The organism is Microbacterium suwonense (assembly GCF_030296555.1).
In the GTDB taxonomy this organism is placed as follows: domain Bacteria; phylum Actinomycetota; class Actinomycetes; order Actinomycetales; family Microbacteriaceae; genus Microbacterium; species Microbacterium suwonense.
Window position 1 is genome coordinate 3,104,958 of record NZ_AP027728.1, and the last position, 26,540, is coordinate 3,131,497.

Sequence of the window (26,540 nt, forward strand, 5' to 3'; positions counted from 1 at the left end):
AGCGGATGTGAGAGTCAGTCTCGCACAATCTGAGACACCGTCCCAGGCGAGTCGGGTGCCGCCGGCGAAGGCGGCGTCCCGATCGGCTCGTTCGCGCGGTACCGGGTACCGGGGCGCCCCTTCGTGGCGTAATCCAGCGAGCGGAGCGCGCGCCCGGTGCTGGCCAGATGCTCCAGATATCGTCGCGCGCTCACGCGGGAGATGGAGAGCACTTCGCCCAGCTCTGCCGCGGAGCATCCCGGATGCGCGGACAGGGCGGTCGAGACGCGTTCCAGGGTCTCGGCGCTCAGCCCCTTCGGCAGGCCCGCGCGCTGGCGGAACGCGATGATCGCGTCGGCGGCCTCCACGCGCCGCACCACGTCGTGCAGCTCGGTGTGGTCGCGCAGCAGCAGGGTCGCCTGCTCGGCCTCGTCACCCGCCGAGGTTCCGGTGCCCCGCGCGACCAGCACCCGGTCGCCGACGATCACCGGCCGGCCGGCGTCCTCCCCGTCGCGCAGCACCGACAGCAGATCGTCGTCGAGCACCTCGGCGGCGGGCCGGTCGGCCAGTGCCGCGGCATCCGTGCCCAGCAGACGTGCGGCAGCGTCATTGACGAGCGTGATCGTGCCGTGCGCGTCGACCGTGATGACACCCTCGCTGAGCCCGTGCAGCGTGGTCTCCTGGTTGTGCACCAGCGCGGTGATCTCGTGCGGCTCCAGCCGGTGGATGCGACGGCGGATGATGGCGGTCACCCATGCCGAGCCGAACATGCCCAGCACGACGGCCGCCAGCATGGCGCCGATGATCCAGAACAGGTTGCCGGCGAACTCGCCGTCGCCCTGGGACTCCAGGATGCCGACCGAGACGGTTCCGATCACCTGCGAGTCATCGGCGAAGATCGGCACCTTCACCCGCCACGACGGCCCCAGCGTGCCGGTCTGCGTGCCCATGTAGATCTGCCCCGACAGCGGCACAGACGGGTCGGTGGAGACCTTCTCGCCGATGCGGGACGGGTTCGGATGCGAGTAGCGGATGCCGTCGGCATTGGCGATCACGACGTAGGTCAGATCCGAGGCCTTGCGGATGGTCTCCGCCAGCGGCTGAATCGTCGCGGCGGGATCCTCATCCTGAAACGCGCTGCGGATGACGGGCATCGACGCGATCGATTGGGCGACCGCCAGCATCCGATCCTCGTACGCATCGCGCACCGTGTGCGCCTGGATGACCCCCGCCGTGACACCGGCGATGAGCGTGACGACGGCGACGATGAGCGCCTGCAGCAGGATCAGCTGCACACGCAGCGTCATACCGCTCTCATGCGTCTGCGCCGACACGAGCTTCGTCTTCGAGGCCACCTGTTCATTCTCCCCGGACGCACTCCGGCGCGGAACAGCTGCACCACGGCATCCGTGACCAATAGTTTCCGAACCCCGACCAATGATTTCGGAAGCAGAGCGCGCGGCGACCGGCGCTCTACGTTTGCCAGCACATCACAACGCTCGAGGAGGAGCGCATGAAGAGAACACGCACAGCACTCATCGCGATCGCGGCGGCTGCCGCACTCGCACTCACCGGATGCTCGGCCCAGGGAGGCGGCGACGGCACCGGGACGGGCGGCGACGAGGAAGCCGCGTTCACGGATGTCTCGATCATCGTCCCCGCCGACCCCGGCGGAGGCTGGGATCAGACCGGCCGCACGATCGCGAAGGTGCTCACCGAGCAGGACATCGTCAAGACCGCTCCGGTGACCAACGTCGGCGGCGCCGGCGGCACGATCGGCCTCGCGCAGCTCGCGAACGTCAAGGATCCGGCGACGCTGATGGTCAACGGACTCGTCATGGTCGGCGCCATCGAGACGAACGGTTCCCAGGTGCGCCTGGAGGACGCCACGCCGATCGCGCGGCTCACGGACGAGGCGCTCGTGGTCGTCGTCCCGGCCGATTCAAAGTACGAGGACCTGAAGAGCCTGATCGACGACATCGTCGACAACGGGCAGGCCGTCACCGTCACCGGCGGATCGGCAGGCGGCGCCGATCATATCCTGGCCGGCCTCATGCTGGAGGCGGCCGGTCTCGGCAGCGCCGAGATCCCGACGACGCTGAACTACACGCCCAACGCGGGCGGTGGCGAAGCCGTGTCGCTGATCCTGGGCGGCAAGGTCGCGGCGGGCATCTCGGGTGTGGCCGAGTTCCAGCAGCACATCGAGGCGGGCAAGATGCGCGCCCTGGCGGTATCGGGGAGTCCGAGGTGCCGCAGCTGCCCGGCGTGCCGACCATCACCGAGGCCGGCTACGACGTGGTGCTCACCAACTGGCGTGGCGTGATCGCCCCCGGCGGCATCTCCGACGCCGACCGTGCGGAGCTGGAGCGCATCGTCACCGAGATGCACGACACCGCGGAGTGGAAGAAGGAGCTGGAGACGAAGGGGTGGGCGGATGCCTTCCTCACCGGCCCCGAGCTGGACGACTTCGTGACGCAGAACATCACCGACGTCACCGGCACGCTGAAGAACATCGGGCTGATCTGACATGCCTGCCCCGATCACCGGGGCGAACGGGCGGGCCGAGCAGACTCGGCCCGCCCCACGGGTTCCGCTCGGAGAACTCGTCTTCGCCCTGCTCATGCTCGTCCTCGGCGTTCTCGCGCTGATCGGCGCGTTCAGCATCCACGTCCCCGTCGGCATCCAGGTCGGCCCCAGGGTGTTCCCGATCGCCGTCTCGGTGCTGCTGATCGGCACGGCGCTCGCCGTGGTCATCGGCGCTCTGCGCGGTGACCGCGCAGAACCGGAAGACGGCGAGGACATCGACCCGAATGCCGCCACCGACTGGATCACGCTCGCCAAGATCGTCGCCGCGCTGGTCGCGCACCTGCTGCTGATCGACGTGATCGGCTGGGCGCCCGCAGCCGCGGTGCTGTTCGGCATCGTCGCCTGGGCCCTCGGCGCGAAGCGCTGGTGGCTCGGCTTCATCATCGGCCTGGTGGTGGCGCTGGCCGTGCAGGTCGTCTTCGGCGGTCTGCTCGGGCTGTCGCTGCCCTGGGGCCCCGCGTTCGGCTGGCTGGGAGGGACGTTCTGATGGACAGCTGGAGTCTGCTTCTGGAGGGATTCGCGACGGCACTGCAGCCGCAGTACCTGATGTGGGCGTTCATCGGCGTCTTCATCGGCACCGCGGTGGGGGTGCTGCCCGGCATCGGCCCTGCCATGACCGTGGCACTGCTGCTGCCGCTGACCTACACACTCGACGCGACGGCGGCGATCATCACCTTCGCGGGCATCTACTACGGCGGAATGTACGGCGGATCGACCACCAGCATCCTGCTGAACACGCCGGGCGAATCGGCGTCGATAGTCACGGCGATAGAAGGCAACAAGATGGCCAAGCTCGGTCGCGGAGCGGCAGCGCTCGCGACCGCCGCCATCGGGTCGTTCGTCGCCGGCACGATCGCCACGGTCGGCCTGACCCTGCTGGCGCCCGTACTGGCGAACTTCGCCGTCTCGCTCGGACCCGCCGACAAGCTCGCCCTGATCGTCGTCGCCTTCATCACCGTCGGCGCACTGATGGGCAAATCGGTCTCCCGCGGCATCCTGTCGCTGGCCATCGGCCTGTTCATCGGCCTGATCGGCACCGACACGCTCTCCGGGCAGCAGCGGTACACCCTCGGCATCCCCGAGCTGGGTGAGGGGATCAGCGTGGTGCTGGTCGCCGTCGGCCTGTTCGCGGTCGGCGAGACGCTGTACGTCGCCGCACGGCTGCGGCACGGCGGTGTCGACGTCATCCCGGTGACCAAGGGCTGGCGCAGCTGGATGAGCAGGGACGACTGGCGCCGGTCGTGGAAGCCGTGGCTGCGCGGCACGGCGATCGGATTCCCGATCGGCACGATCCCCGCCGGCGGCGCCGATGTCGCGACGTTCCTCTCCTACGCGGCCGAGCGCAAGCTCTCCACGCGCAAGGAGGAGTTCGGCCACGGTGCGATCGAGGGCGTGGCCGGTCCCGAGGCGGCGAACAACGCGGCCGCCGCGGGCGTGCTCGTACCGCTGCTGACGCTGGGGCTGCCGACGACGGCGACCGCGGCGATCATCCTGTTCGCCTTCCAGTCCTACGGCATCCAGCCCGGGCCGCAGCTGTTCACCAACCAGCCCGCGCTGGTGTGGGCGCTGGTGGCGAGCCTGTACCTGGGCAACCTCATCCTGATCGTGCTGAACCTTCCGCTGGTGGGGATGTGGGTCAAGCTGCTGCAGATCCCCCGTCCGTACCTGTACGCCGGCATCCTGATGTTCGCGGCGTTCGGCGCCTACGCGATCCGGTTCAACGTCGCCGATGTGGTGATCCTGCTGATCATCGGCGTGCTCGGCTACTTCATGCGCCGCTACGGCATCCCGGTCGCCCCGCTCGTGGTCGGCATGATCCTGGGGCCGATGGGCGAGGCCGAGCTGCGCAAGGCGCTGCAGCTGAGCCAGGGCGACATGTCCACGCTCGTCATGCAGCCCTTCGCGGCATCGGCCTACGGGGTGCTGATCGTGCTGATCCTCGGTGCCCTGTGGCTGCGCCGCAGGCAGACCCGCTACGAGCAGCACCTCACCGAGACGATCGCCGTGCCGATCACCGCCGACCAGGAGGTGTGAGCCGGCATCCGCTCCCGCCCTCGGACTCCGAGGCGGGAGGCGCGAGGTCCCCGGGATAGTCTGTTCCTGTGCACGAGGAACAGGCGATCACCCGGGGACCTCGTGCCTATCTCAGCTTCGTCGGGATCGGGCTGACCGCCGGCCTGCTGTCGGGACTGTTCGGCGTCGGCGGAGGCACCGTGATCGTCCCGCTGCTCGTGGTGCTGCTGCGTTTCGATCAGCGTCGAGCGGCCGGCACCTCGCTCACCGCGATCGTGCCGACCGCGAGCGTGGGCGTCATCTCGTACGCCATGTCGGGTTCGGTGGCCTGGATCGCCGCCCTGATCCTGGCGGCGGGTGCCGTGGTGGGGGCGCAGATCGGCTCCCGGCTGATGCCGAAGATCTCGCAGAAGGCGCTGCGCTGGGGCTTCGTCGTGTTCCTGCTCGTCGTGCTGGTGAGCCTGTTCGTGGTCATCCCCTCCCGCAGCGCGGTGTTCGAGCTGACCTGGCTGAGCGGCGCGGGACTCGTGCTGGTCGGCATGCTCACCGGAGTGATCGCGGGACTGATCGGCGTCGGGGGAGGGGTGATCATCGTCCCCGCCCTGATGATGATCTTCGGCACCAGCGACCTGGTCGCCAAGGGAACCTCGCTGATGATGATGATCCCCACGGCCGTGTCCGGAACGATCGGGAACCTGCGGCACCGCAATGTCGACCTGGTCGGCGCCATCATCATCGGTGTCTCGGCGTGCACGATGACCGCGCTGGGTGCGTGGATCGCCACCTTGATGGATCCGGTGGCGGGGAACATGCTGTTCGCGGTGTTCGTCGTGGCGATCGCCGTGCAGATGGCGATCAAGGCCATTCGCAGCCGCTGACCCCAGTCCTTCCTCCGCCGTGAGACTTCCCTTCCAGCACGAGACTTCCCTTCTGGCGTGAGACTTTGACTTTGCCTCCGGCGTGACACTTTGGCTCTGGCGTGAGACTTCCCTTCCAGCATGAGACGGGGCTGCTGGAGCGTGGTCTCGTGCTGGAAGAGAAGTCTCGAGGGGAGGCGGGGCAGGGGAGGCGGGGGAGGGGATGCGGGGAGGGGATGCGAGGCAGGGATGCGGGGCAGGCATATGAGGCGGGGATGCGGCGCGGATAGGATCGAGGGGTGCCCGTGAACAACGATCTGGTCGGCCGGGAGTTCCCGCCGACGGCCCCCTACCTCGTCGGCCGTGAGAAGGTGCGCGAGTTCGCGCGCGCGGTCTTCGCCGACGCTCCGCAGCACACCGACGTCGACGCCGCACAGGCCGCCGGTTACGCCGATGTGGTCGCCCCGCCCACCTTCGCGATGGTCATCCAGGACCTCACGCTGCAGCAGCTGCTGGCCGAGCCCGACTCCGGCATCGTGCTGGCGCGCACCATCCACGCCGAGCAGCGCTTCAGCTACACGCGCCCGATCGTCGCCGGCGACGAGCTCACCGCGCAGCTGGCGGTCACCGGCATCCGCTCCCTCGGCGGCAACGCGATGATCACGAGCGACGCGACCATCGCCGATGCCGCGGGCGAGCACGTCGTCACCGCGACCAGCGTGCTGCTGGTCGGGCAGGACACCGAGGAGACGAAGTGATGGCCGAGTTCACCGTGGGCGAGGTCATCGCCGAGCGCACCGTGCACCTGACCCGTGAGTCGCTGGTGCGCTACGCCGGAGCATCCGGCGACTTCAACCCGATCCACTACCGCGACGATGTCGCCGCCTCCGTGGGGCTTCCCGGCGTGCTCGCGCACGGGATGCTGACGATGGGCCTGGCCTCGTCGGTGGTCGTCGCCGCGCTCCCGGCCGACGCCCGCCTGCTCGACTACGGGGTGCGCTTCACCAAACCCGTCGTCGTGGATGCCGAGACCGGCGCCGACGTGCACGTGCTGGCGAAGGTCGGTGCCGTCGACGAGGAATCCGCGCGCATCGATCTGACCGTGAAGTCCGCCGAGACGACGGTGCTCGTCAAGGCTCAGCTGCGCGTGGCCCGTTGAGATGGCATCGCACGAGGTCGTGCCCGTCCCGCTTCGCGAGCTGACCACGCTGCGCACCGGCGCGGCACCGGAGCGGATGCTGGATGCCGAGACCACCGCAGACCTGATCGACGCGCTGCAGGCGGTCTGGTCCAGCGGTGACGACTGGTTCGTGCTCGGCGGAGGTTCGAACCTGTTCGCCGGCGATGAGCCCTTCGAGGGCGCGGTCGTCCGCATCCTCACCTCCGGCATCGAGGAGCTGCCGTCCCCGCACGAGGGGCGGATCAGACTGCGTGTGCAGGCCGGGCACAGCTGGGACGACCTGGTCGCCCACGCCGTGCAGCGGGGCTACGCCGGCATCGAGGCGATGAGCGGCATCCCCGGCACTGTCGGGGCCGCACCCGTGCAGAACGTCGGTGCGTATGGGCAGGAGATCCAGGAGACCCTGGTCGAGGTGGAGCTGATCGACGAGGGGGCATCCGAGCCTGTCGTCGTGCCGGCAGATGAGCTGGGGCTGGGCTTTCGCACCTCGGTGCTCAAGCATCATTACGGCGAAGGTCAGCAGCGCCGTGCCGTGATCCTGTCCGTGACGCTCGACCTCGCCGTCACCGGCGCTTCCGGTCGCGTGATCCGCGGCGAGCAGCTGCGCCGCGCGTTGGGCCTCTCGGATTTCGAGCCGGTATCGCTGGAGTGGGTGCGCGAGCGCATTCTCGCCACCCGGGCCGCGAAGGGGATGCTGCTGGACGAGCACGACCCCGACACGCACAGTGCCGGCTCGTTCTTCCAGAACGCGATCGTGCCCGAGCACATCGCCCGTGCCCTGCCGCCGGAGTGCCCGCGCTGGCCGGTGGAACCCGATCTGGACACCATGACCGTCATCCCGCTGGAGAGCTACTACGGGCTCTCGCCGCGCGACGAGAAGCCCGAAGGACTGGTGAAGGTCAGCTCGGCCTGGATGATCGAGAACTCCGGCATCGGCAAAGGCTTCAAGCTGCCGCGCTCGCGCGCCTCGATCTCGACCAAGCACGCCCTCGCCCTGACCAACCGGGGCGGTGCGACCGCAGCAGAACTGGGGGAGCTGGCCCGGTTCATCCAGAGCCGCGTGCACGCGGAGTTCGGTCTGCTGCTGCAACCCGAGCCGGTGCTGGTGGGGGTGGATCTGTAGCGTCGCTCGGCAGCATCCGGTGTGCTCGGCGGGTGCAGCAGGTTACGCTCGCCGGATGAGCGGATTGATTCCCTACCTGCTGTTCCGCGGTGACGCGGACGAGGCGCTGCAGCACTACGCTGCGATCTTCGGCGGCGAGCTGCAGATGTTCACGTACGCGCAGGCCGGGCGCACCGACGGGCCCGGCGACGCCATCGCGCACGGGATGCTGGAGAACGGGCCGGTCGAGCTGGCCGGGGCGGATGCCGCCGACGGCGCGGACTCGGTGGCGATGTCCGGCATGTACTTCTCACTGCTCGGCACAGCGGATGCCGAGACGCTCACCGGCTGGTTCGACGCGCTCGCCGCAGGCGGGGAGGTCATCGACCCCCTGCAGAGGCGGCCCTGGGGCGACCACGACGGCACTCTCGTCGACCGGCACGGTGTGCGCTGGCTGATCGGCTACCAGGGTTGACCCACGAAACCCCTCCTGGCTGCCCAGACCCCTCCTGAATCACGTTTCTCAGGAGGGGTCTCGACGCTCAGGAGGGGTCTCGGCGGTAGGTCAGGGGCGAACAGGCGCTGCAGGCGCTGCACGCCCTCCAGCAGCTGGTCATCGCCCAGGGCGTATGACATGCGGATGTAGCCGGAGGGGCCGAAGGCCTCACCGGGCACGACAGCGACCTCGGCCTGCTCGAGGATGAGGTCGGCGAGCTCCAGGGAGGTCGTCGGCGTGACGCCGCCCCACTCCCGGCCGAGCAGACCCTGCACGTCCGGGTAGACGTAGAACGCGCCCTGAGGGTTCGGCACGACCAGCCCGTCGATCTTCGACAGCTCCGACACGATCAGCCGGCGACGGCGGTCGAACGCCTGGCGGAACTGCTCGGCCTCGTCCTGCGGACCGTTCAGCGCCGCGATCGCACCGCGCTGCGCGACGTTGTTCACGTTGCTCGTCAGATGCGACTGCAGGTTGCCGGCGACCTTGATGGCATCCGCGGGGCCGACCATCCAGCCCACCCGCCAGCCGGTCATCGCGTAGGTCTTGGCCACGCCGTTGACGAGGATCGTCTGCGCTGCGGCCTCGGGAACCGCCTCGACGACCGAGGCGGCCCTCACGCCGTCGTAGGTGAGGTTCTGGTAGATCTCATCGGAGACGATCCAGATGCCGTGCTCCACGGCCCACGCGGCGATCGCCTTCGTCTCCTCTGCGGAGTACACCGAGCCGGTCGGGTTCGAGGGCGACACGAACACCAGCACCGTGGTGCGGTCGGTGCGGGCGGCCTCGAGCTGCTCGACGGTGACCTTGTAGTCCTGATCGGCGCCCGCGAACACCTCCACCGGCGTGCCGTCGGCCAGGCGGATCGCCTCGGGGTAGGTGGTCCAGTACGGCGCGGGCAGCAGCACCTCGTCACCGGGGTTGATCACGGCCTGGAACGCCTGATACACGGCCTGCTTGCCGCCGTTGGTCACGATCACCTGGCTGGGGGAGACCTCCAGGCCCGAGTCGCGCAGCGTCTTGGCCGCGATCGCCTCGCGCAGCGCCGGCAGGCCGGGTGCGGGGGTGTAGCGGTAGTTCGCCGGGTCGGCGAGCGCCTCGGCGGCGGCATCCACGACGAACTGCGGCGTCGCGAAATCGGGCTCGCCGGCGGCATAGGAGATGACGGGCTTGCCCTCGGCCTTGAGGGCCTTGGCCTTGGCATCCACCTTCAGCGTGGCGGACTCGGCGATGGCGGAGAGCTTCTTGGAGAGGGGGCGCGTTCGGTCACGCCTTGAATGCTACTCGGCCAGCCGCGCGAGCGCCTCAGGTGCGGTAGGTCGAGGGCACCGCGCAGAAGTCGGCGAAGACGCGGGACGGATGCTGAGGATCGCTCACATCCACCAGGGAAGTGGCCTCGGTGTGCGGCACCTCGTCGCCGGCCATCAGCCACACGCTGAAGTGCCACATGCCGCGGCGGGTGCCATCGAGCAGCCCTTCGTCGCCCGCGACGATCAGCACCGCCTCCTCGCGCGCGCTGCGGAACGGCGCGACCACCTCGGCGCGCAGCGTGCCGGCATCCGGGGCGTCGGGCGTGACGGCTGTCGCGGTGATCCCTCGTTCGGTGAGTGCTTCGGCGAGCCCGGCGGCGAAGTCAGCCGAGCGTTCGCGGTCGGGGCTCGAGACGGCGATCATTCGCGCACCGCGCGGGTAGGAGCGCAGGAACTCGTCGACGACGCTGTTCAGTAGGGAGATCCGATCCGGCATGCCCCCCAGGCTACGCCCGGCGTGCAGCCGCTGGGTCAGCGCTCGACGAGGACGCCGTCCTCGTCGGCGTGCAGCCCGGCGCCGGGGCGGAAGAGCACCCCTCCGAACTCGACCGGGACGTCGAGCTCGCCGGCGCCCGTCTTGGCGCTCTTGCGCGGGTTGGTGCCCAGGGCCTTCACCCCCAGCGGCATCCCGGCCAGAGCGGCGCTGTCGCGCACGCATCCGTGGATCACCACACCCGCCCAGCCGGCATCCACCGCACTCTGCGCGATCAGATCGCCCATCAGCGCGGTCTCCAACGACCCTGCGCCGTCGACCACCAGCACGGAGCCCTCGCCCGGCGCCGCCAGCACCTGTTTGACCAGCGCGTTGTCCTGGAAGCAGCGGATGGTGCGGATCGGGCCTTCGAACCGTGCGATGCCACCGAAGGAGCGCAGCTGCAGCGGGAGGGACTGCAGGCTGTCGCCGTGCAGGTCGTACAGGTCGGCGGTGGATGCCATGGGGTGTCCTTCTCGCGGTCAGCTGAACTGGTTCATCGTGTTGTGCGCTCCGCCGGCCTTCAGGGCCGCTTCGCCGGCGAAGTACTCCTTGTGGTTGTCGCCGAGGTCGCTTCCGGCCATGTTCTGGTGCTTGACGGTGGCGATGCCCTGCCGGATCTCCTGGCGCTGCACGTCACGGACGTAGGTCAGCATCCCCTCCTCTCCGAAGTAGCCCTTGGCGAGGCTGTCGGTCGACAGCGCCGCCGTGTGATAGGTCGGCAGGGTGATCAGGTGGTGGAAGATGCCGGCGCGCGCCGAGCCGTCGCGCTGGAAGGTGCGGATCTTCTCGTCGGCGAGGCGGGCGAGCTCGGTGTCGTCGTACTCCACGCTCATCAGCCTGTCGCGGTCGTAGGCCGACACGTCCTGACCCTGCTCGACGAGCTGGTCGTACGCCTGCTGACGGAAGTTCAGCGTCCAGTTGAACGATGGGCTGTTGTTGTAGACCAGCTTCGCGTTCGGTACCACCTCGCGGATGCGGTCGACCATGCTGGCGATCTGCTCGACGTGCGGCTTCTCGGTCTCGATCCACAGCAGATCGGCACCGTTCTGCAGCGCCGTGATGCAGTCCAGCACCACACGGTCCTCACCGGTGCCCTTGCGGAACTGGTAGAGGTTGCTCGCGAGGCGCTTCGGCCGCAGCAGCCTGCCGTCGCGCTTGATGACCACATCGCCGTTGCCCAGCTCGCTCTCGGCGATCTCCTCCGCATCGAGGAAGGAGTTGTACTGGTCGCCCAGGTCGCCGGGCTCCCGGGTGACGGCGATCTTCTGCGTGAGGCCGGCGCCCAGCGAGTCGGTGCGGGCGACGATGATGCCGTTGTCGATGCCGAGCTCGAGGAAGGCGTAGCGGACCGCATTGAGCTTCGCGACGAAGTCCTCGTGCGGCACGGTGACCTTGCCGTCCTGATGGCCGCACTGCTTCTCGTCCGAGACCTGGTTCTCGATCTGGATGGCGCAGGCGCCCGCCTCGATCATCTTCTTCGCCAGCAGGTACGTCGCCTCGGGGTTGCCGAATCCGGCGTCGATGTCGGCGATGATCGGGACGACGTGGGTCTCGAAGCCGTCGATCTGGGACTGGATGAACTCTGCTCCGGTCTCGTCGCCGGCCGCACGCGCCTCGTCGAGCTGGGTGAACAGCAGGTCGAGCTCACGGGCGTCCGCCTGGCGCAGGAAGGTGTACAGCTCCTGGATCAGCGCGGGCACCACCGTCTTCTCGTGCATGGACTGGTCCGGCAGCGGCCCGAACTCGGAGCGGAGCGCGGCGACCATCCAGCCCGACAGGTACAGGTAGCGCTTGTTCGTCGACTTCAGATGCTTCTTGATCGAGATGAGCTTCTGCTGCCCGATGAAACCGTGCCAGACGCCGAGCGACTGGGTGTACACCGACGAGTCGGCGTCGTACTCGGCCATGTCACGGCGCATGATGTCGGCGGTGTACTGCGCGATCTCCAGCCCGGTGCGGAAGCGGTTCTGCGCCCGCATGCGCGCAGCCGACTCGGGGTCGATGGCGTTCCAGCCGGAGCCATTGGCGTCCTTCAGCGCTCCGATGGCGGTGATGTCGTCCTGGTAGTGGGTCATTGTGATGTCCTTCGTGATGGGCGGATGGTCAGGCGGTCTCGACGAGGAAGCGGGAGTACGCCGGCAACGTCAGGAATGCTGGGAACTCGGGCTGCAGCGCCACTTCGCGGAACACGTCCGCGGCATCGTCGAAACGGTCGGATGGGGTGCGCGGGGTCTGCGCGAGCATCTCGCCGATCCTGCGCTCGATGTACTCGACGGTGATCAGGTCGCCCTCCGCGGTGCGGCGATCCTGGTTGATCCACTGCCACACCTGCGAGCGGCTGATCTCGGCGGTCGCGGCATCCTCCATCAGCCCGTCGATGGCCACCGCACCCTGGCCGCGCAGCCACGCCTCGATGTAGCGGATCGCGACCGACACGTTCTCGCGCACGCCTTTCTCGGTGATCGGACGGCCGATGCGCAGATCCAGCAGCTGGGCGGCCGTCACCTCGACGTCGTCGCGCTGCCGGTCCAGCTGGTGCGGTCGGTCGCCGAGCACGGCGTCGAACTCGGCCTGCGCGGCGGGGATCAGGTCGGGGTGCGCGACCCAGGTGCCGTCGAAGCCATCGGCGGCCTCACGCCGTTTGTCGGCAGCCACCTTCTCCAGCGCACGCTCGGTCACCTCGGGATCGCGGCGGTTCGGGATGAAGGCGCTCATGCCGCCGATGGCGTAGGCCCCACGCTTGTGGCAGGTCTTCACCAGCAGCTCGGTGTACGCGCGCATGAACGGCACCGTCATCGTCACCTCGCTGCGGTCCGGCAGCACGAACCGGGCGCCGCGGCCGCGGTAGTTCTTGATGATCGAGAAGATGTAGTCCCAGCGGCCGGCGTTCAGGCCCGCGCAGTGGTCGCGCAGCTCGTAGAGGATCTCGTCCATCTCGAACGCCGCAGGCAGGGTCTCGATCAGCACGGTCGCCCGGATGGTGCCGTGCGGGAGACGCAAGTACTCCTCGCTGAACGAGAAGACGTCGTTCCACAGCCGCGCCTCCTCGCTGGACTCCAGCTTGGCGAGGTAGAAGTACGGGCCGCGGCCGGCGTCGATCAGTGACTGGGCGTTGTGGAAGAAGTACAGGCCGAAGTCGATCAGCGAGCCGGATGCCGAGATCGTCCGCCCGGTGCGGTCGGTGAAGTCGATGTGCCTCTCGCTGAGGTGCCAGCCGCGCGGGCGCATCACGATGGTGGGCGTGCGCTCGGCGGTGACGCGGTACTCCCGCCCATCGGGACCGGTGTGCGTCAGCTCTCCGCGGATCGCGTCGTGCAGCGACAGCTGGCCGCCGATCACGTTGTCCCAGGTGGGGCTGGTGGCATCCTCCTGGTCGGCGAGCCACACCCGGGCGCCGGAGTTCAGGGCGTTGATGGTCATCTTCGGGTCGGTAGGGCCGGTGATCTCCACCCTGCGGTCCTCCAGGCCGGGTCCGGCACCGGCGACGCGCCAGTCGGCGTCCTCACGGATGTGGGCGGTGTCCTCGCGGAAGCGCGGGTCGTGGCCGTTTCCGATCTCGAAGCGCCGGCGCATCCGGTCGGCCAGGCGATCGTGGCGGCGGCCGCCGAAGCGGTGGTGCAGCTCGGTGAGGAAGGCGATCGCCTCGGGGGTGAGGATCTCCTCGAACCGGTCCCGCATGGAGCCGGTGACGCGGATCGCCGGTCCCATGGCGGAGACGGCGGTGCCGACGGTCCGGATCGGTGCGGTCGGCGATGCAGTGGGAATGCTCATGATCTTCTCCTCCGTGAGATGTCGGTCGGCACGGGCTGTGTCGAAAGCGGCCAGGTGGCTTGCATCCACTCTGTGTGAAGTTCCCGACGTCATGCGACCAAATCGAATGAGAAGTTTGATGAAATTTCTGTTTTTGTGACACACTGACTCCCATGACCACAGCGGATGCCGCAGAAGACACCGACTCCCTCACGATCGGGCGACGGATCCGTCAACTGCGCACGGCGCGGGGGATGACCCTCGAGGAGCTCGCGGGACGCATCGACCGGGCGCCGAGCCAGCTGTCGATGTTCGAGACCGGAAAGCGCGAGCCGAAGCTCACCCTGCTGCAGAGCATCGCCCGTGCACTGGGCACGACGATCGACGCGCTGCTCGAGGGCGAGCCCCTCGACGAGCGAAGCACGATGGAGATCGCTCTGGAGCGCGCGATGAGAGGGCAGACGTTCCAGGCGCTCGGGATCTCGCCGTTCCGCATCGCGAAGTCGATGCCGTCCGAGGCGTTGAGCGCCATGCTCGCCCTGCACGGCGAGATCGAGCGCCTGCGCGATGAGCGCGCCGCGACCCCCGAGGAGGCACGACGGGCCAATGTCGAGCTGCGGCACCTGATGCGCAGCCAGAACAACTACTTCGCCGATCTGGAGAAGCAGGCCGCCGACATCCTCTCCGCCGTGGGGCATCCGGGTGGGCCGATCACCCAGCGCACGGCATCCGAGATCGCCGCCCATCTCGGCTTCACCCTGCACTACGCGCCCGACCTGCCGCAGACCACCCGCAGCGTCGCCGACCTGGCCAACGGCCGGCTGTACCTCTCCAGCAGCATCCCCGCCAAGGGCGACGCCCGTGCGGCCGTGCTGCAGGCGCTCTCCAGCCGCATTCTGGGCCACGGCGAGCCGCGCAGCTACGCGGAGTTCCTGCGTCAGCGGGTGGAGACCAACTACCTCACCGGCGCCATCCTGGTGCCCGAAGCGCACGTCGTCCCGGTGCTGCAGGAGGCGAAGTCCCGACGGGCGATCTCCATCGAGGATCTGCGCGACGCCTATTCGGTGTCGTACGAGACGGCAGCGCACCGGTTCACGAACCTCGCCACGCAGCATCTCGGCATCCCGGTGCACTTCCTGAAGGTGCACGAGTCCGGCACGATCACCAAGGCCTACGAGAACGACGACGTGAACTTCCCCACCGACCGGCTGGGCTCCATCGAAGGGCAGATGTGCTGCCGCCGTTGGACCAGCCGCGAGGTGTTCGACGTCGAGGACAGGTTCAACCCCTACTACCAGTACACCGACACCGGCAACGGCACCTACTGGTGCACGGCCCGCGTGGAGCCCTCCAGCGAGGGCCTGCACTCGGTGAGCGTGGGGGTGCGCTTCGACGACACGAAGTGGTTCGTCGGGCGCGACACACCCAACCGCGGCGTCTCCAAGCATTCTGTGGAGACCTGTTGCCGCCGGGCGCCGGCAGAGCTGGAGGAGCGGTGGCGGGAGCAGTCCTGGCCGAACGTGCGCACCCCCGCACGCTGCTGGCCACCCTGCCCACCGGCGCGTTCCCGGGAGTGGACACCACCGACGTGTACGAGTTCCTCGACGCGCACGCACCGCGCTGAGCGCGCGGCTACGCGGTCGGGGCGATGATCTTCAGCCCGCCGCCAGCAGCGCCGCCCACAGCTCGGCGCGGGCGGGGAACGTGCCCAGATCCGTGCCCAGCAGCCGCGAGGCCTGCGCCACGCGCGCCCGCAGGGTGTGCCGGTGGATGCCGAGGTCTCGCGCGGCCGACTCGAACCGGGCGTCGTGCTCGAGCCAGACCCGCAACGTCTGGATGAGGCCCTCCTGTGCACGCAGCGGGGCCAGGCGCGCCTCGGCGATCAGTCGTGCCTCATCGCCGGAGAGCGCGCTCAGGATGCTCGAATCCGCGGTGGCCGCGTAGTGCGCGGCACCGGCCCGGCCGTGGCGCAGAGCCACCACAGCCTGGCGGTGCGCGTGCGAGAACGCGTCGTAGCCGGCGGGCTCGGAGACGCCCAGACGGATGCCGAAGCGCTCGGCGATCGCATCCAGCATGCCGGCGTCTGCATTCGACACGCAGATCGTCAGTCCTTCCGGCGCCTCCGCATCGAAGACCCGGGAGCCGGACAGTGACCGCAGTCGGTCGCCGAACTGCGTGATCGCGTCCGCCGGGGCGCCGTGTTCGGCGACCGCGACGAGCACGGGCGCCTGCGGCAGGGAGCCGAGCACCGTCCGTGCGAGCGCGGGGTCATCCCGGCGCAGGGTGACCAGCAGCTCGGATCGCAGACGTCGCCGATCCCGCGCGAGCTGCTCGTTCTGCTGCAGTGTCAGACCCGTCATCGCGATCGCCGAAGTCACCACGGCCCGCGCCTCGGCATCCAGAGTGGCCGTTGCGACCGCGATCGTTCCGCGCAGGTTCCCCGTGGGGCCGAGCGTGAACAGGGCGAAGGAGTCCGGCCCGGCGGTGAGGGAGTCGCCGGCCTGATCCCCGCGCGCAGCCAGTTCGATCGTGCGCACCGACAGCTCGCCGATCCGGTCGGCGGGCACGCGCCCGGCCGGATGCTCATGGGCGAGCGCTCCGGCGGCGTCGAACATCCCCACCCAGTGCCCCAGGCGACGGGCCAGCTCGGTGAGCGTGGACTCCAGGGGGCGCGGGCGCAGTGCGGCGATGGCGAGTGCACGCTGTGCTTCGAGCGCCCACGTCCGTCGCGCATACGTCCGCGCGGCGATCGCCTCGGCGTGCGCGCGGGCGATCGCGATGAACGGCGTCAGGTAGGGAACCTCGAACAGGGGAGTGCGGCCTCGGCGCACGCCTCGACGAGCTCTGCCGGAACGCCGGCCCGGTGCACATCCGTGCCGAAACCCAATCCCCGCACTCCCCGGTCGTGCAGCCGTGAGACGTAGGCCGCAGCGCCGGTCGCGTCGTCGTCTGCGAACTGGCTGCCGGTGGTCAGCAGCACCAGGTCGTCGGCGAGGAATGGGGTGGGGTCGGCCAGGTCCGAGCTGTGCACCCAGCGCAGCGGATGCTCCAGCGCGCCGGCCGGCAGCATCCGCTGGTCCGAGATCAGCCGCAGCCGCAGGTCGCGCTGACCCAGCAGCGTTCGCAGCGTCGGTTCCTCCATGGCATCCTTGCTTGTACAGTCGGGCGAACAACTCGCCATAATCATACGATCCGGCGAATGCATTCCGCATCCGTCGGACGTACTCTCGCCACATGACCCTCATCGACGAGACCAGCACCACCCCCGCCGGCGGACCCGCGCTCGAGCAGGTCCGTCGCCTTGTCACGGTGCTGCCCGGTCCGCGTTCGGCCGCGATCCTCTCCCGGAAGACCGATGCGGTCGCCGGTGGAGTGGCGCACTCCATCCCGGTCTCGGTGGTCGCGGCAGGCGGTGGTGTCGTGCTGGATGCCGACGGGAACTCGCTCATCGATCTGGGTAGCGGCATCGCCGTGACCACCGTCGGCAACGCCCATCCGGCCGTCGCCGCGGCGATCGCTGCACAGGCCGCGCAGTTCACCCACACCTGCTTCATGGTCTCGCCGTATGAGTCGTATGTGCAGGTCGCCGAGGCGCTGAACCGCTTGACTCCCGGCCGGTTCGCCAAGAAGAGCGCGCTGTTCAACTCCGGCGCCGAGGCCGTTGAGAACGCGATCAAGATCGCGCGCAAGCACACCGGGCGCCAGGCCGTGGTCGCCTTCGATCACGGCTATCACGGCCGCACCAACCTCACGATGGCGCTGACGGCCAAGTCCATGCCCTACAAGGCCGGCTTCGGGCCGTTCGCCCCCGAGGTGTACCGCGTGCCCGGCTCGTACCCGCTCCGCGACGGGCTGAGCGGCGCCGATGCCGCCGCCCGCGCCCTCTCGCTCATCGAGAAGCAGATCGGCGCCGACGGCCTGGCGGCCGTGATCATCGAGCCCATCCAGGGCGAAGGCGGCTTCATCGTCCCGGCCGAGGGATTCCTGGAGGCCGTCGTGTCATGGTGTCGCGCCCACGACGTCGTCTTCATCGCCGACGAGGTGCAGACCGGGTTCGCGCGCACCGGCGCCATGTTTGCCAGCGAGATCTTCGGCATCGAGCCCGACCTGATCACCACAGCCAAGGGCATCGCCGCCGGCCTTCCACTGGCAGGGGTCACCGGGCGGGCCGAGATCATGGATGCCGCGCACGCCGGCGGCCTGGGCGGCACCTACGGCGGGAACCCGGTCGCCTGCGCCGCCGCGCTCGCCGCCATCGACGCATTCGAGAACGACGGCCTCGTCGAACGCGCCCAGCAGATCGGTGCGATCCTGCGCAGCCGCCTCGACGCGCTGCGCGACGCCGACCCGCGCATCGGCGAGGTGCGCGGTCACGGCGCGATGATGGCCGCCGAGTTCGTCGATCCCGCCACCGGCGCACCGGATGCCGCACTCACCGCCGCGGTGGCCAGGGCGTGCATCGCCGAGGGCGTGATCGTGCTCACCTGCGGCACCTTCGGCAACGTCATCCGCTTCCTCCCCCGCTCTCCATCGGCGACGACCTGCTGAACGAGGGTCTCGACGTCGTCGCCGCGGCTCTGGCCGCTTCCTGACCACCGGCCGCCACTCGGATCGGGGGATGCGAGCGGCGGCCGGAACATCCCCGACACCTCCCAGTAAGCAGAAGGACTTCATGAGCACCGCACTCGCACCCAACGAGCAGGATCTTCTCAGCCGCGTCCCCGCCGGGCTGTTCATCGCCGGCGAATGGTCCGACGCCTCGGACGGGGCGAGCTTCGATGTGCGCGACCCCGCCACCGGAGAGGTGATCGCCTCGATCGCCGATGCGACGCCTGCCGACGGCATCCGTGCTCTCGACGCCGCCGTGGCGGCGCAGGACGAATGGGCGGCCACCGCGCCCCGCACCCGCAGCGACATCCTGCGCCGCGCCTTCGATCTCGTGCAGGCGCACAAGGAGGACCTCGCGCTGCTGATGACGCTGGAGATGGGCAAGCCGCTGGCGGAGTCCCGCGGCGAGGTCGCCTACGGCGGCGAGTTCCTGCGCTGGTTCAGCGAGGAGGCCGTGCGCATCCAGGGCCGCTACGGCAGCAACCCCGAGGGCACCGGCCACATGATCGTGTCGCAGCGACCGGTGGGACCGTCGTTCTTCATCACCCCGTGGAACTTCCCGTTCGCGATGGCCACCCGCAAGATCGCTCCGGCGCTGGCGGCCGGCTGCACCGTCGTGGTCAAGCCCGCCGCCCTGACGCCGCTGACGACGATCTTCTTCGCGAAGCTGCTGGAAGAGGCGGGGCTGCCCGCCGGCGTCGTCAACGTCGTACAGACCTCGTCGTCGTCGAAGCTGTCTGGCCCGGTCATCGCCGACCCGCGACTGCGCAAGCTGTCGTTCACCGGATCGACCGAGGTGGGCCGCAAGCTCATCGCGCAGGCCGCCGACGGCATCCTGCGGGTGTCGATGGAGCTGGGCGGCAACGCCCCATTCGTCGTCTTCGAGGACGCCGATCTCGACAAGGCCGTGGACGGCGCGATGGCGGCGAAGTTCCGCAACATCGGGCAGGCGTGCACGGCTGCGAACCGCTTCATCGTGCACGAGGACGTCGCCGACGAGTTCGCCCGCCGGGTGGCCGAGCGGGTGCAGAAGATGAAGATCGGTCGCGGCACCGAGGAGGGCGTGGTAATCGGTCCGCTCATCGATGCGGATGCCGTGGCGAAGGCGCAGGAGCTGGTGGGGGATGCCGTGCAGCGCGGTGCCCGGGTGCTGGCCGGCGGCAATGCGCTGGACGGCGCGGGGACGTTCTACGAGCCGACCGTGCTCACCGATGTCGTCGCCGGCAGCGAGATCCTGCGCGAGGAGATCTTCGGGCCGGTGCTCGCCATCGCGCGCTTCTCGGACGAGGCCGAGGCTGTACGCCTAGCCAACGACACCGAGTACGGACTGGTGGGCTACGTGTTCACCGAGAACCTCGCCCGCGGGCACCGCATGATCGATGCGCTGGAGACGGGCATGATGGGACTGAACGTGGGCGTGGTCTCCAACGCGGCGGCGCCGTTCGGCGGGGTGAAGCAGTCCGGCATCGGCCGCGAGGGCGGCGCCGAGGGCATCCACGAGTACCTGTCCACCAAGTACACCCTGCTCCCCAACTCCTGACCCGAAAGCCCGTCTATATGGCGCGTGTGCACGCGAATCGCCGCCGAAAGCGGGCCTAGGCGCCATATAGACGGGCGTGAGAGAGGAACCGACATGACCGATTACGCCGTCGTCAACCCGGCCACGGGCGAGACCGTCGCCAGGTACGACACCTTCACCGACACCCAGATCGAAGACGCCATCGCCCGCGCGGCATCCGCGGCCGGCACCTGGGCGGCGACCGCGCCGGCCGATCGTGCTGCGGTGATCCGGCGCATCGCCCGACTGCACCGCGAGCGCACCGACGAGCTCGCCGCGATCATCGTGCGCGAGATGGGCAAGCCCATCGCCGCCGCCGTCGGCGAGGTCGAGTTCGCCGCTGACATCATCGAGTTCTACGCCACCAACATCGAGCAGATCACCGCCGATCAGCAGCTCGCGATCCTCGCGGCGGGCAGCGCCGTCGTGCGACGCGCTCCGCTGGGCGCACTGCTCGGGATCATGCCGTGGAACTTCCCGGCCTATCAGGTCGCACGATTCGCCGCCCCGAACCTGGCGATCGGCAACACCATCATCCTCAAGCACGCACCGCAGTGCCCCGAGTCGGCCGCCGCCATCGAGGCGATCTACCGCGACGCCGGGCTGCCCGACGGCGCCTACGTCAACGTCTACGCCACGAACGAGCAGGCGGCCACGATCATCGCCGACCCGCGCGTGCACGGGGTGTCCGTGACCGGATCCGAGCGCGCCGGCGCCGCGGTCGCCGAAGTCGCCGGGCGCAATCTGAAGAAGGTGGCGCTGGAGCTGGGCGGCTCGGACCCGTTCATCCTGCTCTCCACCGACGATCTGGATGCCGTGGTGCAGAACGCCGTCGACGCGCGGCTGGACAACAACGGCCAGTCCTGCAACGGGGCGAAGCGCTTCATCATCGTCGATGACCTGTACGAGGAGTTCACCGAGCGGTTCGTCGCCGCGCTCGGCGCGGTCTCGGCGCAGGATCCGACCAGCGAGGACACGGTGCTCGGCCCGCTCTCGTCGCTGGCCGCGGCCGAGCGCCTGCAGCAGCAGATCGACACCGCCGTGGCACAGGGTGCGACGCTGCTGACCGGCGGCACCCGCGAGGGCACGTTCTTCGCCCCGACCGTTCTCGCCGACGTCACTGCCGAGATGGACGTGTACCGCGAGGAGCTGTTCGGCCCCGCAGCCGTCGTCTACCGGGTCGCTGACGAGGATGCCGCCGTCGCCCTCGCCAACGACACCCCCTTCGGCCTGGGGTCGTACGTCTTCACGACGGATGCCGAGCAGGCCGAGCGCGTGGCGGACCGGATCGAGGCGGGCATGGTCTACGTGAATCTGGTCGGCGCCGACAGCCCGGAGCTGCCCTTCGGCGGCGTGAAGCGCAGCGGCACCTCCCGCGAGCTCGGACTGCTGGCAGCCGAGGAGTTCGTCAACAAGAAGCTCATCCGCATCGGCTGAGGCGCCTTCAGGCACCTGCCGAGCAGTCACACCACCCTCGAGCCACCATGCAGATCACCGCGATCTGGATGGTGGCTCGTCGTCTGGATCATGGCTCGCGGGAGAACCATCGAGGAGCGCAACGAATCGTGCTCATCCGGGAATGAACATGTGAGGACCTGGAAAGGAGAGCCACATGGACACTCTGGATGAGCGGCTCGCGTCGATGGCGCAGGCGCTGCCGGCGGAGGCGGAGAACGAAGCGCACCGGATGGCGCGAGCGACCGCCCCCACGCGACGGAAGAGGGCGCGATGGATGTTGCCGGCACTCGTTGGCGGTGCGGTGGTGCTGACTGCGGGCACCAGCATCGGAGTGGCGACGATGTCGCATTGGGCGGGCGTCGAGATGCCGCTCGAGAATGTGCGCAACGAACAGCCGATCCCTTTGAACTGGGTCACGGAGTCCGGCCACTCGGAGCAGTGCCGCGCGTGGATCGAGATCCGCAATCCCCAGGACGGTGATCGGGCTTCACTGGACGCAGCGATCCTCGCGCACAATTGGACCGGGTTGGGGCAGCGGATGTACGACGACGGCACGCCGGAACCCGACGATGCGGATGGCGAGGGGCGGGTCGGTGCGGGGCTGGAGCCCGTGCTGCGGGCGTTCGCGGAGGACACCTTCCCCGGCATCGCGTGGCTCAACGCCAATGCGGGGACGACGACCCGCGCCGTAGCCGCGACAGGATTCACCTGCGTGCCGGATGTCGAATGACCGCTGAGGACCGAAGACAGCGGGTGGAACGGGCGGTGCAGGAGCATGCGCCGGCGCTGCTGGGCTACTTCGCTCGACGCGCGGTGCAGCGCGAGGATGCGGCGGACCTCCTGGCAGAGACGCTGCTGGTGCTGTGGCGCCGCTCTCGTTCGCTGCCGGACGTCGATGACGAGATCCGCCCGTGGATGTTCGGCATCGCGCGGAACGTGCTGATGCATCATCGGCGGCACCGAGCTCGACAGGGCGCGCTCGTCGACCGGCTCCGCGGCATCCTCTCTACCATCCCGAGACCCGGATTCACGGACGTCTCGACCTACGATGACCTGCATCGGGCGATCGCCGAGCTCTCAGACACCGACCGCGACATCATCGGGCTCGTGCACTGGGAAGGCTTCTCGTTGATCGAGGTGTCGCGAATGCTCGGGATGAAGGAGGGCACCGTGCGCAGTCGCTATCACCGGGCTCGCTCGGCGCTACGGGAGAGCCTGTCAGACGACCCGCCGCCTCCCCTCGAACGGACATAGGCTCGAACCATGGTCACCGTCGCTGAGAACATGGTCCACGCGCTGCGCGCCAACGGCATCGATCGCGTCTACGGCATCCCGGGGGATTCGCTGAACGGCTTCACCGACGCCCTCCGCAAGGACGGCACGATCCGCTGGGTGCACGTGCGGCACGAGGAGTCGGCGGCGTTCGCCGCGGCGGCGGATGCTGCGCTCACCGGCGAGCTCGCGGTCGTCGCGGGCTCCTGCGGTCCGGGCAATCTGCACCTGATCAACGGCCTGTACGATGCGAACCGCTCCCGCGTGCCCGTGCTCGCGATCGCCGCGCACATCCCCTCCGTCGAGATCGGCACCGGGTACTTCCAGGAGACGCACCCGCAGGAGCTGTTCCGCGAGTGCAGCGTCTACGTCGAGTACGTCGCCGATCCGGTGCAGATGCCGCGGCTCATGGAGATCGCCATGCGCGCGGCCATCGAGCAGCGCGGGGTCGCCGTGCTCGTCATCCCCGGCGACGTCGCGCTCGCCGAGATCGCCGACGACCGCGCCGTCGTCCTGCCACGCACGCACCCCGTCGTCACGCCCAGCAGCGACGAGCTCGAGCGGGCCGCGACGCTGCTGAACGGATGCCGGCGAGTCACGATCCTCGCGGGCGCGGGCGTGGAGGGGGCCCACGACGAGGTCATCGCCCTGGCCGACCGGCTGGCCGCTCCCATCGTGCATGCGCTGCGCGGCAAGGAACACATCGAGTACGACAATCCGTTCGATGTCGGCATGACCGGGCTGCTCGGCTTCGCCTCCGGCTTCCGCGCGATGGAGGATGCCGAGGCGCTGCTCATCCTCGGATCCGACTTCCCGTACACGCAGTTCTACCCCGATGACGCGACCACGATCCAGGTCGACATCCGTGGCGAACAGCTCGGCAAGCGGCATCCGCTCGACCTGGGGCTCGTCGGCGATGTGAAGGCGACCGTCGACGCGCTGCTGCCGCGCCTTGCGGAGAAGACCGATCGCTCACACCTCGACGACGCCACCGCGCACTACCGCAAGACGCGGGCGAAGCTCGACGACCTGGCGGTGCCCGCGCGCGGCAAGTCTCCGATCCATCCGCAGTACCTCGCGCGGCTGATCGACGAGGCGGCGGCATCGGATGCCATCCTCACCGCCGACGTCGGCTCACCCACGGTGTGGGCGGCGCGTTATTTCACCATGACCGAGAAGCGCCGGCTGATCGGCTCGTTCACCCACGGCTCCATGGCCAACGCGGTCATGCACGCCATCGGCGCGCAGGTGGCCCGCCCCGACCAGCAGGTGATCGCCCTGGCAGGGGACGGGGGACTGGCGATGATGCTCGGCGAGCTGATCACCATCACCCAGAACAGGCTGCCGGTGAAGACGATCGTGGTGAACAACTCCTCGCTCAACTTCGTGGAGCTGGAGATGAAGGCCGCCGGGTTCGTCACCTACGGCACGGATCTGCAGAACCCCGACTTCGCCGCCGTCGCGCAGGCGCTGGGCATCTTCGCGCGCCGTGTGGAGCGCTCGGAGGATCTTCTGGACGCCGTCGCCGAGGTGCTCGCTCACGACGGGCCCGCACTGCTGGATGTCGTCACCGAGCGACAGGAGCTGTCGATGCCGCCGTCGATCAGTGCCGAGCAGGTCAAGGGCTTCGCGCTCTACGCCATCCGCACGGTGATGTCCGGCCGCGGAGACGAGCTGCTCGACCTCGCCAAGGCCAACTGGCGTCAGCTGTTCTGACCGTGCGACGCACGCGGGAGTCGGCTCGGTTCGGCCCGGGGGATCGGATGCCGTACACTTGAAGGGCAGTTGTCTGCATCCTTCACTGTGCCCTCGTCGGCACGCGGAGGTCGCGGACCCAGGGACCACCGGTCTCTAGGGCGGTAGCTCAATTGGCAGAGCAGCGGTCTCCAAAACCGCAGGTTGCAGGTTCGATTCCTGTCCGCCCTGCGCGTCAGCGCACATGCTGACTCACGAAAGGTACGTGCAGGATGGATCAGGACAACGTTCGCGGCGAACTCGCCGCAGCAGGCCCGTACTCCCTGCGCGATAAGCAGCTGGGCTTCTTCGGTCGCATCGCGCTGTTCTTCCGCCAGGTGATCAGCGAGCTGCGCAAGGTCGTCACCCCGACCCGCAAGGAACTGATCAAGTTCACCGTCGTGGTGCTCGTCTTCGTGCTGATCGTGATGGGTCTGGTCTACGGATTCGACTCCCTGTTCGGTTACGTGACCCATCTGGTGTTCGGGGTTCCCGATAGCTGACGCACCTTTCGACGAGCTCAGGGACCACCTGCTGGGCCATCGAGTGAACGGAAAGAAACAACGTGTCTGAACGATATTCCGACGACGCCGACTGGGCCACCGCCGCCGAGCAGTCCAGCGAGGAGGACGAGGCCCAGGAGGGCAACGTGCTCGCTGCGCAGCAGCAGGCGTCGGCCCCGGCGGAGACCGTCGGCCTGCACGTCGAGGGCGATGGCGACGCCGGCGAGGAATACCCCGACGACACCGACGACATCGAGATCCAAGACCCGGAGGCGGACGCGATCGTGAACGACGCTCTCAACCTGGACGAAGCGGCAGAGTCTGAAGCTGCCGCCGAGGTCCTCAACGACGCTGCGGCCGAAGAGACGGCTGAAGAAGAGGCGGCGGCTGCCGAAGAGGTGGCGCCGTACGACGGACCCGACCTCGGGGGCGACGAGGCTGACGAGTCTGCGGATGCCGACCAGGCTCCGGCCGAGGAGGACCCCTACGAGGCCTTCCGGATGGAACTGCGGATGCTGCCGGGCAAGTGGTACGTCATCCACTCGTACGCCGGCTTCGAGCGCAAGGTGAAGGCCAACATCGAGCAGCGCAAGTCGACGCTCGAGGTCGAGGAGGAGATCTACCAGGTCGAGGTCCCGATGGAGGACGTCGTCGAGATCAAGAACGGCCAGCGCAAGATGGTCACCCGCGTGCGCATCCCGGGCTATGTGCTCGTGCGCATGGAGCTCAACGAAGACACCTGGTCGGTCGTGCGGCACACCCCGGGTGTGACCGGCTTCGTCGGCAACGCCCACAACCCCACTCCGCTGCGCTTCGAAGAGGCGTTCAACATGCTCAAGGCGCTCGTCGAGGTCAAGGACGTCCCCACCGCGAAGTCCATCGCGGCCAAGGGCGGCGTCGCCGTGGCGCGTCCGATGCCCGCCGAGGTCGACTTCGAGATCGGCGAGACCATCACCATCAAGGAAGGCTCGTTCGCGGGTCTTCCCGGTACGATCAGCGAGATCAACGCGGCCAGCGGCAAGCTCACCGTGCTCGTCTCGCTCTTCGAGCGCGAGACACCGGTGGAGCTGTCGTTCGAGCAGGTCACCAAGATCTGATCCCGTTCTTCGGGTAAGATCAAGAGGTTTGTGCGTCAGCGCACGAACAGCACCGCACCTCGGAGATGCCGAGGACGCGGGAGAGGATGCCTCCGGCATCCGCTCGATGAAAGGAAAGAGAATGGCACCGAAGAAGAAGGTGACCGGCCTGATCAAACTTCAGATCAACGCCGGTGCAGCCAACCCGGCGCCGCCGATCGGCCCCGCGCTCGGTCAGCATGGCGTCAACATCATGGAGTTCTGCAAGGCGTACAACGCTGCGACCGAGTCGCAGCGCGGCAACGTCGTCCCCGTCGAGATCACCGTCTACGAGGACCGCAGCTTCACGTTCATCCTGAAGACCCCGCCGGCAGCAGAGCTGATCAAGAAGGCCGCCGGTGTGTCGAAGGGCTCCGCCACTCCGCACACTGTCAAGGTCGCGAAGATCAGCGCTGAGCAGGTCCGTCAGATCGCCGAGCAGAAGCAGGCCGACCTGAACGCGAACGACATCGACGCCGCGTCGAAGATCATCGCCGGAACCGCCCGCTCCATGGGCATCACGGTCGAGGGCTGAGGGAGATAA

At 68.7% G+C, this 26,540-nt stretch carries 25 protein-coding genes, 1 tRNA gene and 2 pseudogenes; 20 read left to right on the forward strand and 8 right to left on the reverse strand.

Annotation, left to right across the window (positions count from 1 at the left end; genetic code table 11):
• Positions 1-14: 14 nt before the first annotated feature.
• Positions 15-1,334, reverse strand: a complete 1,320-nt coding sequence (locus QUE33_RS15580) for a PAS domain-containing protein (RefSeq protein WP_286301191.1) — start codon at positions 1,332-1,334, stop codon at positions 15-17.
• Positions 1,335-1,492: 158 nt separating this feature from the next.
• On the opposite strand from QUE33_RS15580, the gene QUE33_RS15585 reads away from it, so the two are divergent.
• The 9 genes from QUE33_RS15585 to QUE33_RS15620 all read left to right on the forward strand — a co-directional run bounded on the left by QUE33_RS15585 (position 1,493) and on the right by QUE33_RS15620 (position 8,192).
• Positions 1,493-2,302 carry a Bug family tripartite tricarboxylate transporter substrate binding protein gene (locus tag QUE33_RS15585; protein ID WP_350226476.1) on the forward strand — a complete coding sequence of 270 codons (810 nt, stop codon included), beginning with the start codon at positions 1,493-1,495 and terminating at the stop codon, positions 2,300-2,302.
• Positions 2,245-2,505, forward strand: coding sequence for a hypothetical protein (locus QUE33_RS16305; protein WP_350226477.1), 261 nt, complete (start codon positions 2,245-2,247; stop codon positions 2,503-2,505). Before QUE33_RS15585 ends, QUE33_RS16305 begins: the two co-directional genes overlap by 58 nt.
• Before the next feature lies 1 nt (position 2,506).
• Positions 2,507-3,052, forward strand: coding sequence for a tripartite tricarboxylate transporter TctB family protein (locus tag QUE33_RS15590; protein ID WP_286301192.1), 546 nt, complete (start codon positions 2,507-2,509; stop codon positions 3,050-3,052).
• Positions 3,052-4,599 (forward strand): tripartite tricarboxylate transporter permease, encoded by a 1,548-nt coding sequence (locus tag QUE33_RS15595; RefSeq protein WP_286301193.1) that lies wholly within the window; start codon positions 3,052-3,054, stop codon positions 4,597-4,599. Before QUE33_RS15590 ends, QUE33_RS15595 begins: the two co-directional genes overlap by 1 nt.
• 68 nt (positions 4,600-4,667) lie before the next feature.
• Entirely contained in the window at positions 4,668-5,456 is a 789-nt protein-coding gene (locus QUE33_RS15600) for a sulfite exporter TauE/SafE family protein (protein ID WP_286301194.1), read from the forward strand.
• 278 nt (positions 5,457-5,734) lie between these two features.
• Entirely contained in the window at positions 5,735-6,193 is a 459-nt protein-coding gene (locus QUE33_RS15605; protein WP_286301195.1) for an FAS1-like dehydratase domain-containing protein, read from the forward strand.
• Positions 6,193-6,594: a MaoC/PaaZ C-terminal domain-containing protein gene (locus QUE33_RS15610; protein ID WP_286301196.1), complete on the forward strand. Its 402-nt coding sequence runs from the start codon at positions 6,193-6,195 to the stop codon at positions 6,592-6,594. Before QUE33_RS15605 ends, QUE33_RS15610 begins: the two co-directional genes overlap by 1 nt.
• Position 6,595: 1 nt before the next feature.
• Entirely contained in the window at positions 6,596-7,738 is a 1,143-nt protein-coding gene (locus tag QUE33_RS15615; protein WP_286301197.1) for a UDP-N-acetylmuramate dehydrogenase, read from the forward strand.
• Positions 7,739-7,793: 55 nt separating this feature from the next.
• On the forward strand, positions 7,794-8,192 hold the full coding sequence (locus QUE33_RS15620) for a VOC family protein (protein WP_286301198.1): 399 nt from the start codon (positions 7,794-7,796) through the stop codon (positions 8,190-8,192).
• Here the strand turns inward: QUE33_RS15620 and QUE33_RS15625 are convergent.
• The 5 genes from QUE33_RS15625 to aceB form a co-directional block, all read right to left on the reverse strand.
• A complete protein-coding gene (locus QUE33_RS15625) occupies positions 8,180-9,421 on the reverse strand; it encodes a pyridoxal phosphate-dependent aminotransferase (RefSeq protein WP_286301199.1) in 1,242 nt (413 codons plus the stop codon). The genes QUE33_RS15620 and QUE33_RS15625 overlap by 13 nt on opposite strands.
• A gap of 97 nt (positions 9,422-9,518) precedes the next feature.
• The gene (locus QUE33_RS15630; protein WP_286301200.1) at positions 9,519-9,959 is read right to left on the reverse strand and encodes a hypothetical protein; all 441 of its coding nucleotides are present in this window, start codon (positions 9,957-9,959) and stop codon (positions 9,519-9,521) included.
• Between the two features lie 35 nt (positions 9,960-9,994).
• Positions 9,995-10,459, reverse strand: a complete 465-nt coding sequence (gene rraA, locus QUE33_RS15635) for a ribonuclease E activity regulator RraA (protein ID WP_286301201.1) — start codon at positions 10,457-10,459, stop codon at positions 9,995-9,997.
• Between the two features lie 18 nt (positions 10,460-10,477).
• Positions 10,478-12,073: an isocitrate lyase gene (locus QUE33_RS15640; RefSeq protein ID WP_286301202.1), complete on the reverse strand. Its 1,596-nt coding sequence runs from the start codon at positions 12,071-12,073 to the stop codon at positions 10,478-10,480.
• 28 nt (positions 12,074-12,101) lie between these two features.
• On the reverse strand, positions 12,102-13,706 hold the full coding sequence (gene aceB / locus QUE33_RS15645; protein WP_286303188.1) for a malate synthase A: 1,605 nt from the start codon (positions 13,704-13,706) through the stop codon (positions 12,102-12,104).
• A 215-nt stretch (positions 13,707-13,921) separates the two neighbouring features.
• Here aceB and QUE33_RS15650 point away from each other — a divergent pair.
• Positions 13,922-15,372 (forward strand): annotated as a pseudogene (locus QUE33_RS15650) (helix-turn-helix domain-containing protein).
• A gap of 31 nt (positions 15,373-15,403) precedes the next feature.
• On the opposite strand, the gene QUE33_RS15655 reads toward QUE33_RS15650, so the two are convergent.
• Entirely contained in the window at positions 15,404-16,579 is a 1,176-nt protein-coding gene (locus QUE33_RS15655; RefSeq protein WP_286301203.1) for a PucR family transcriptional regulator, read from the reverse strand.
• On the reverse strand, positions 16,537-16,890 hold the full coding sequence (locus tag QUE33_RS15660; RefSeq protein WP_286301204.1) for a PucR family transcriptional regulator ligand-binding domain-containing protein: 354 nt from the start codon (positions 16,888-16,890) through the stop codon (positions 16,537-16,539). Before QUE33_RS15660 ends, QUE33_RS15655 begins: the two co-directional genes overlap by 43 nt.
• 92 nt (positions 16,891-16,982) lie before the next feature.
• Between QUE33_RS15660 and gabT the strand changes: the two are divergent.
• The 10 genes and pseudogenes from gabT to rplK all read left to right on the forward strand — a co-directional run bounded on the left by gabT (position 16,983) and on the right by rplK (position 26,531).
• Positions 16,983-18,340 (forward strand): annotated as a pseudogene (gene gabT, locus QUE33_RS15665) (4-aminobutyrate--2-oxoglutarate transaminase).
• A gap of 80 nt (positions 18,341-18,420) precedes the next feature.
• A complete protein-coding gene (locus QUE33_RS15670) occupies positions 18,421-19,896 on the forward strand; it encodes an NAD-dependent succinate-semialdehyde dehydrogenase (RefSeq protein ID WP_286301205.1) in 1,476 nt (491 codons plus the stop codon).
• 93 nt (positions 19,897-19,989) lie between these two features.
• Entirely contained in the window at positions 19,990-21,351 is a 1,362-nt protein-coding gene (locus QUE33_RS15675) for an aldehyde dehydrogenase family protein (RefSeq protein WP_286301206.1), read from the forward strand.
• Positions 21,352-21,526: 175 nt separating this feature from the next.
• The gene (locus QUE33_RS15680; RefSeq protein WP_286301207.1) at positions 21,527-22,102 is read left to right on the forward strand and encodes a hypothetical protein; all 576 of its coding nucleotides are present in this window, start codon (positions 21,527-21,529) and stop codon (positions 22,100-22,102) included.
• The gene (locus QUE33_RS15685; protein ID WP_286301208.1) at positions 22,099-22,626 is read left to right on the forward strand and encodes an RNA polymerase sigma factor; all 528 of its coding nucleotides are present in this window, start codon (positions 22,099-22,101) and stop codon (positions 22,624-22,626) included. Before QUE33_RS15680 ends, QUE33_RS15685 begins: the two co-directional genes overlap by 4 nt.
• A gap of 9 nt (positions 22,627-22,635) precedes the next feature.
• Complete coding sequence (gene poxB / locus QUE33_RS15690) at positions 22,636-24,360, forward strand: ubiquinone-dependent pyruvate dehydrogenase (protein WP_286301209.1); 1,725 nt, start codon at positions 22,636-22,638, stop codon at positions 24,358-24,360.
• 137 nt (positions 24,361-24,497) lie between these two features.
• A tRNA-Trp gene (locus QUE33_RS15695) sits at positions 24,498-24,570 on the forward strand.
• Positions 24,571-24,611: 41 nt separating this feature from the next.
• Positions 24,612-24,881 (forward strand): preprotein translocase subunit SecE, encoded by a 270-nt coding sequence (gene secE / locus QUE33_RS15700; protein WP_286301210.1) that lies wholly within the window; start codon positions 24,612-24,614, stop codon positions 24,879-24,881.
• A gap of 62 nt (positions 24,882-24,943) precedes the next feature.
• Positions 24,944-25,978, forward strand: a complete 1,035-nt coding sequence (gene nusG / locus QUE33_RS15705) for a transcription termination/antitermination protein NusG (RefSeq protein ID WP_286301211.1) — start codon at positions 24,944-24,946, stop codon at positions 25,976-25,978.
• 121 nt (positions 25,979-26,099) lie between these two features.
• A complete protein-coding gene (rplK, locus tag QUE33_RS15710; RefSeq protein WP_286301212.1) occupies positions 26,100-26,531 on the forward strand; it encodes a 50S ribosomal protein L11 in 432 nt (143 codons plus the stop codon).
• Positions 26,532-26,540: the final 9 nt, after the last annotated feature.

Coding starts and splice junctions, on each gene's coding strand:
- QUE33_RS15660 (WP_286301204.1), bottom strand. CDS start 16,890: ATGGAGGAACCGACGCTGCGAACGCTGCTGGGTCAGCGCGACCTGCGG.
- QUE33_RS15615 (WP_286301197.1), top strand. CDS start 6,596: ATGGCATCGCACGAGGTCGTGCCCGTCCCGCTTCGCGAGCTGACCACG.
- QUE33_RS15640 (WP_286301202.1), bottom strand. CDS start 12,073: ATGACCCACTACCAGGACGACATCACCGCCATCGGAGCGCTGAAGGAC.
- QUE33_RS15680 (WP_286301207.1), top strand. CDS start 21,527: ATGGACACTCTGGATGAGCGGCTCGCGTCGATGGCGCAGGCGCTGCCG.
- QUE33_RS15585 (WP_350226476.1), top strand. CDS start 1,493: ATGAAGAGAACACGCACAGCACTCATCGCGATCGCGGCGGCTGCCGCA.
- QUE33_RS15685 (WP_286301208.1), top strand. CDS start 22,099: ATGACCGCTGAGGACCGAAGACAGCGGGTGGAACGGGCGGTGCAGGAG.
- aceB (WP_286303188.1), bottom strand. CDS start 13,706: ATGGGACCGGCGATCCGCGTCACCGGCTCCATGCGGGACCGGTTCGAG.
- poxB (WP_286301209.1), top strand. CDS start 22,636: ATGGTCACCGTCGCTGAGAACATGGTCCACGCGCTGCGCGCCAACGGC.
- QUE33_RS15675 (WP_286301206.1), top strand. CDS start 19,990: ATGACCGATTACGCCGTCGTCAACCCGGCCACGGGCGAGACCGTCGCC.
- QUE33_RS15620 (WP_286301198.1), top strand. CDS start 7,794: ATGAGCGGATTGATTCCCTACCTGCTGTTCCGCGGTGACGCGGACGAG.
- rplK (WP_286301212.1), top strand. CDS start 26,100: ATGGCACCGAAGAAGAAGGTGACCGGCCTGATCAAACTTCAGATCAAC.
- QUE33_RS15595 (WP_286301193.1), top strand. CDS start 3,052: ATGGACAGCTGGAGTCTGCTTCTGGAGGGATTCGCGACGGCACTGCAG.
- rraA (WP_286301201.1), bottom strand. CDS start 10,459: ATGGCATCCACCGCCGACCTGTACGACCTGCACGGCGACAGCCTGCAG.
- QUE33_RS15610 (WP_286301196.1), top strand. CDS start 6,193: ATGGCCGAGTTCACCGTGGGCGAGGTCATCGCCGAGCGCACCGTGCAC.
- secE (WP_286301210.1), top strand. CDS start 24,612: ATGGATCAGGACAACGTTCGCGGCGAACTCGCCGCAGCAGGCCCGTAC.
- QUE33_RS15670 (WP_286301205.1), top strand. CDS start 18,421: ATGAGCACCGCACTCGCACCCAACGAGCAGGATCTTCTCAGCCGCGTC.
- QUE33_RS15590 (WP_286301192.1), top strand. CDS start 2,507: ATGCCTGCCCCGATCACCGGGGCGAACGGGCGGGCCGAGCAGACTCGG.
- QUE33_RS15630 (WP_286301200.1), bottom strand. CDS start 9,959: ATGCCGGATCGGATCTCCCTACTGAACAGCGTCGTCGACGAGTTCCTG.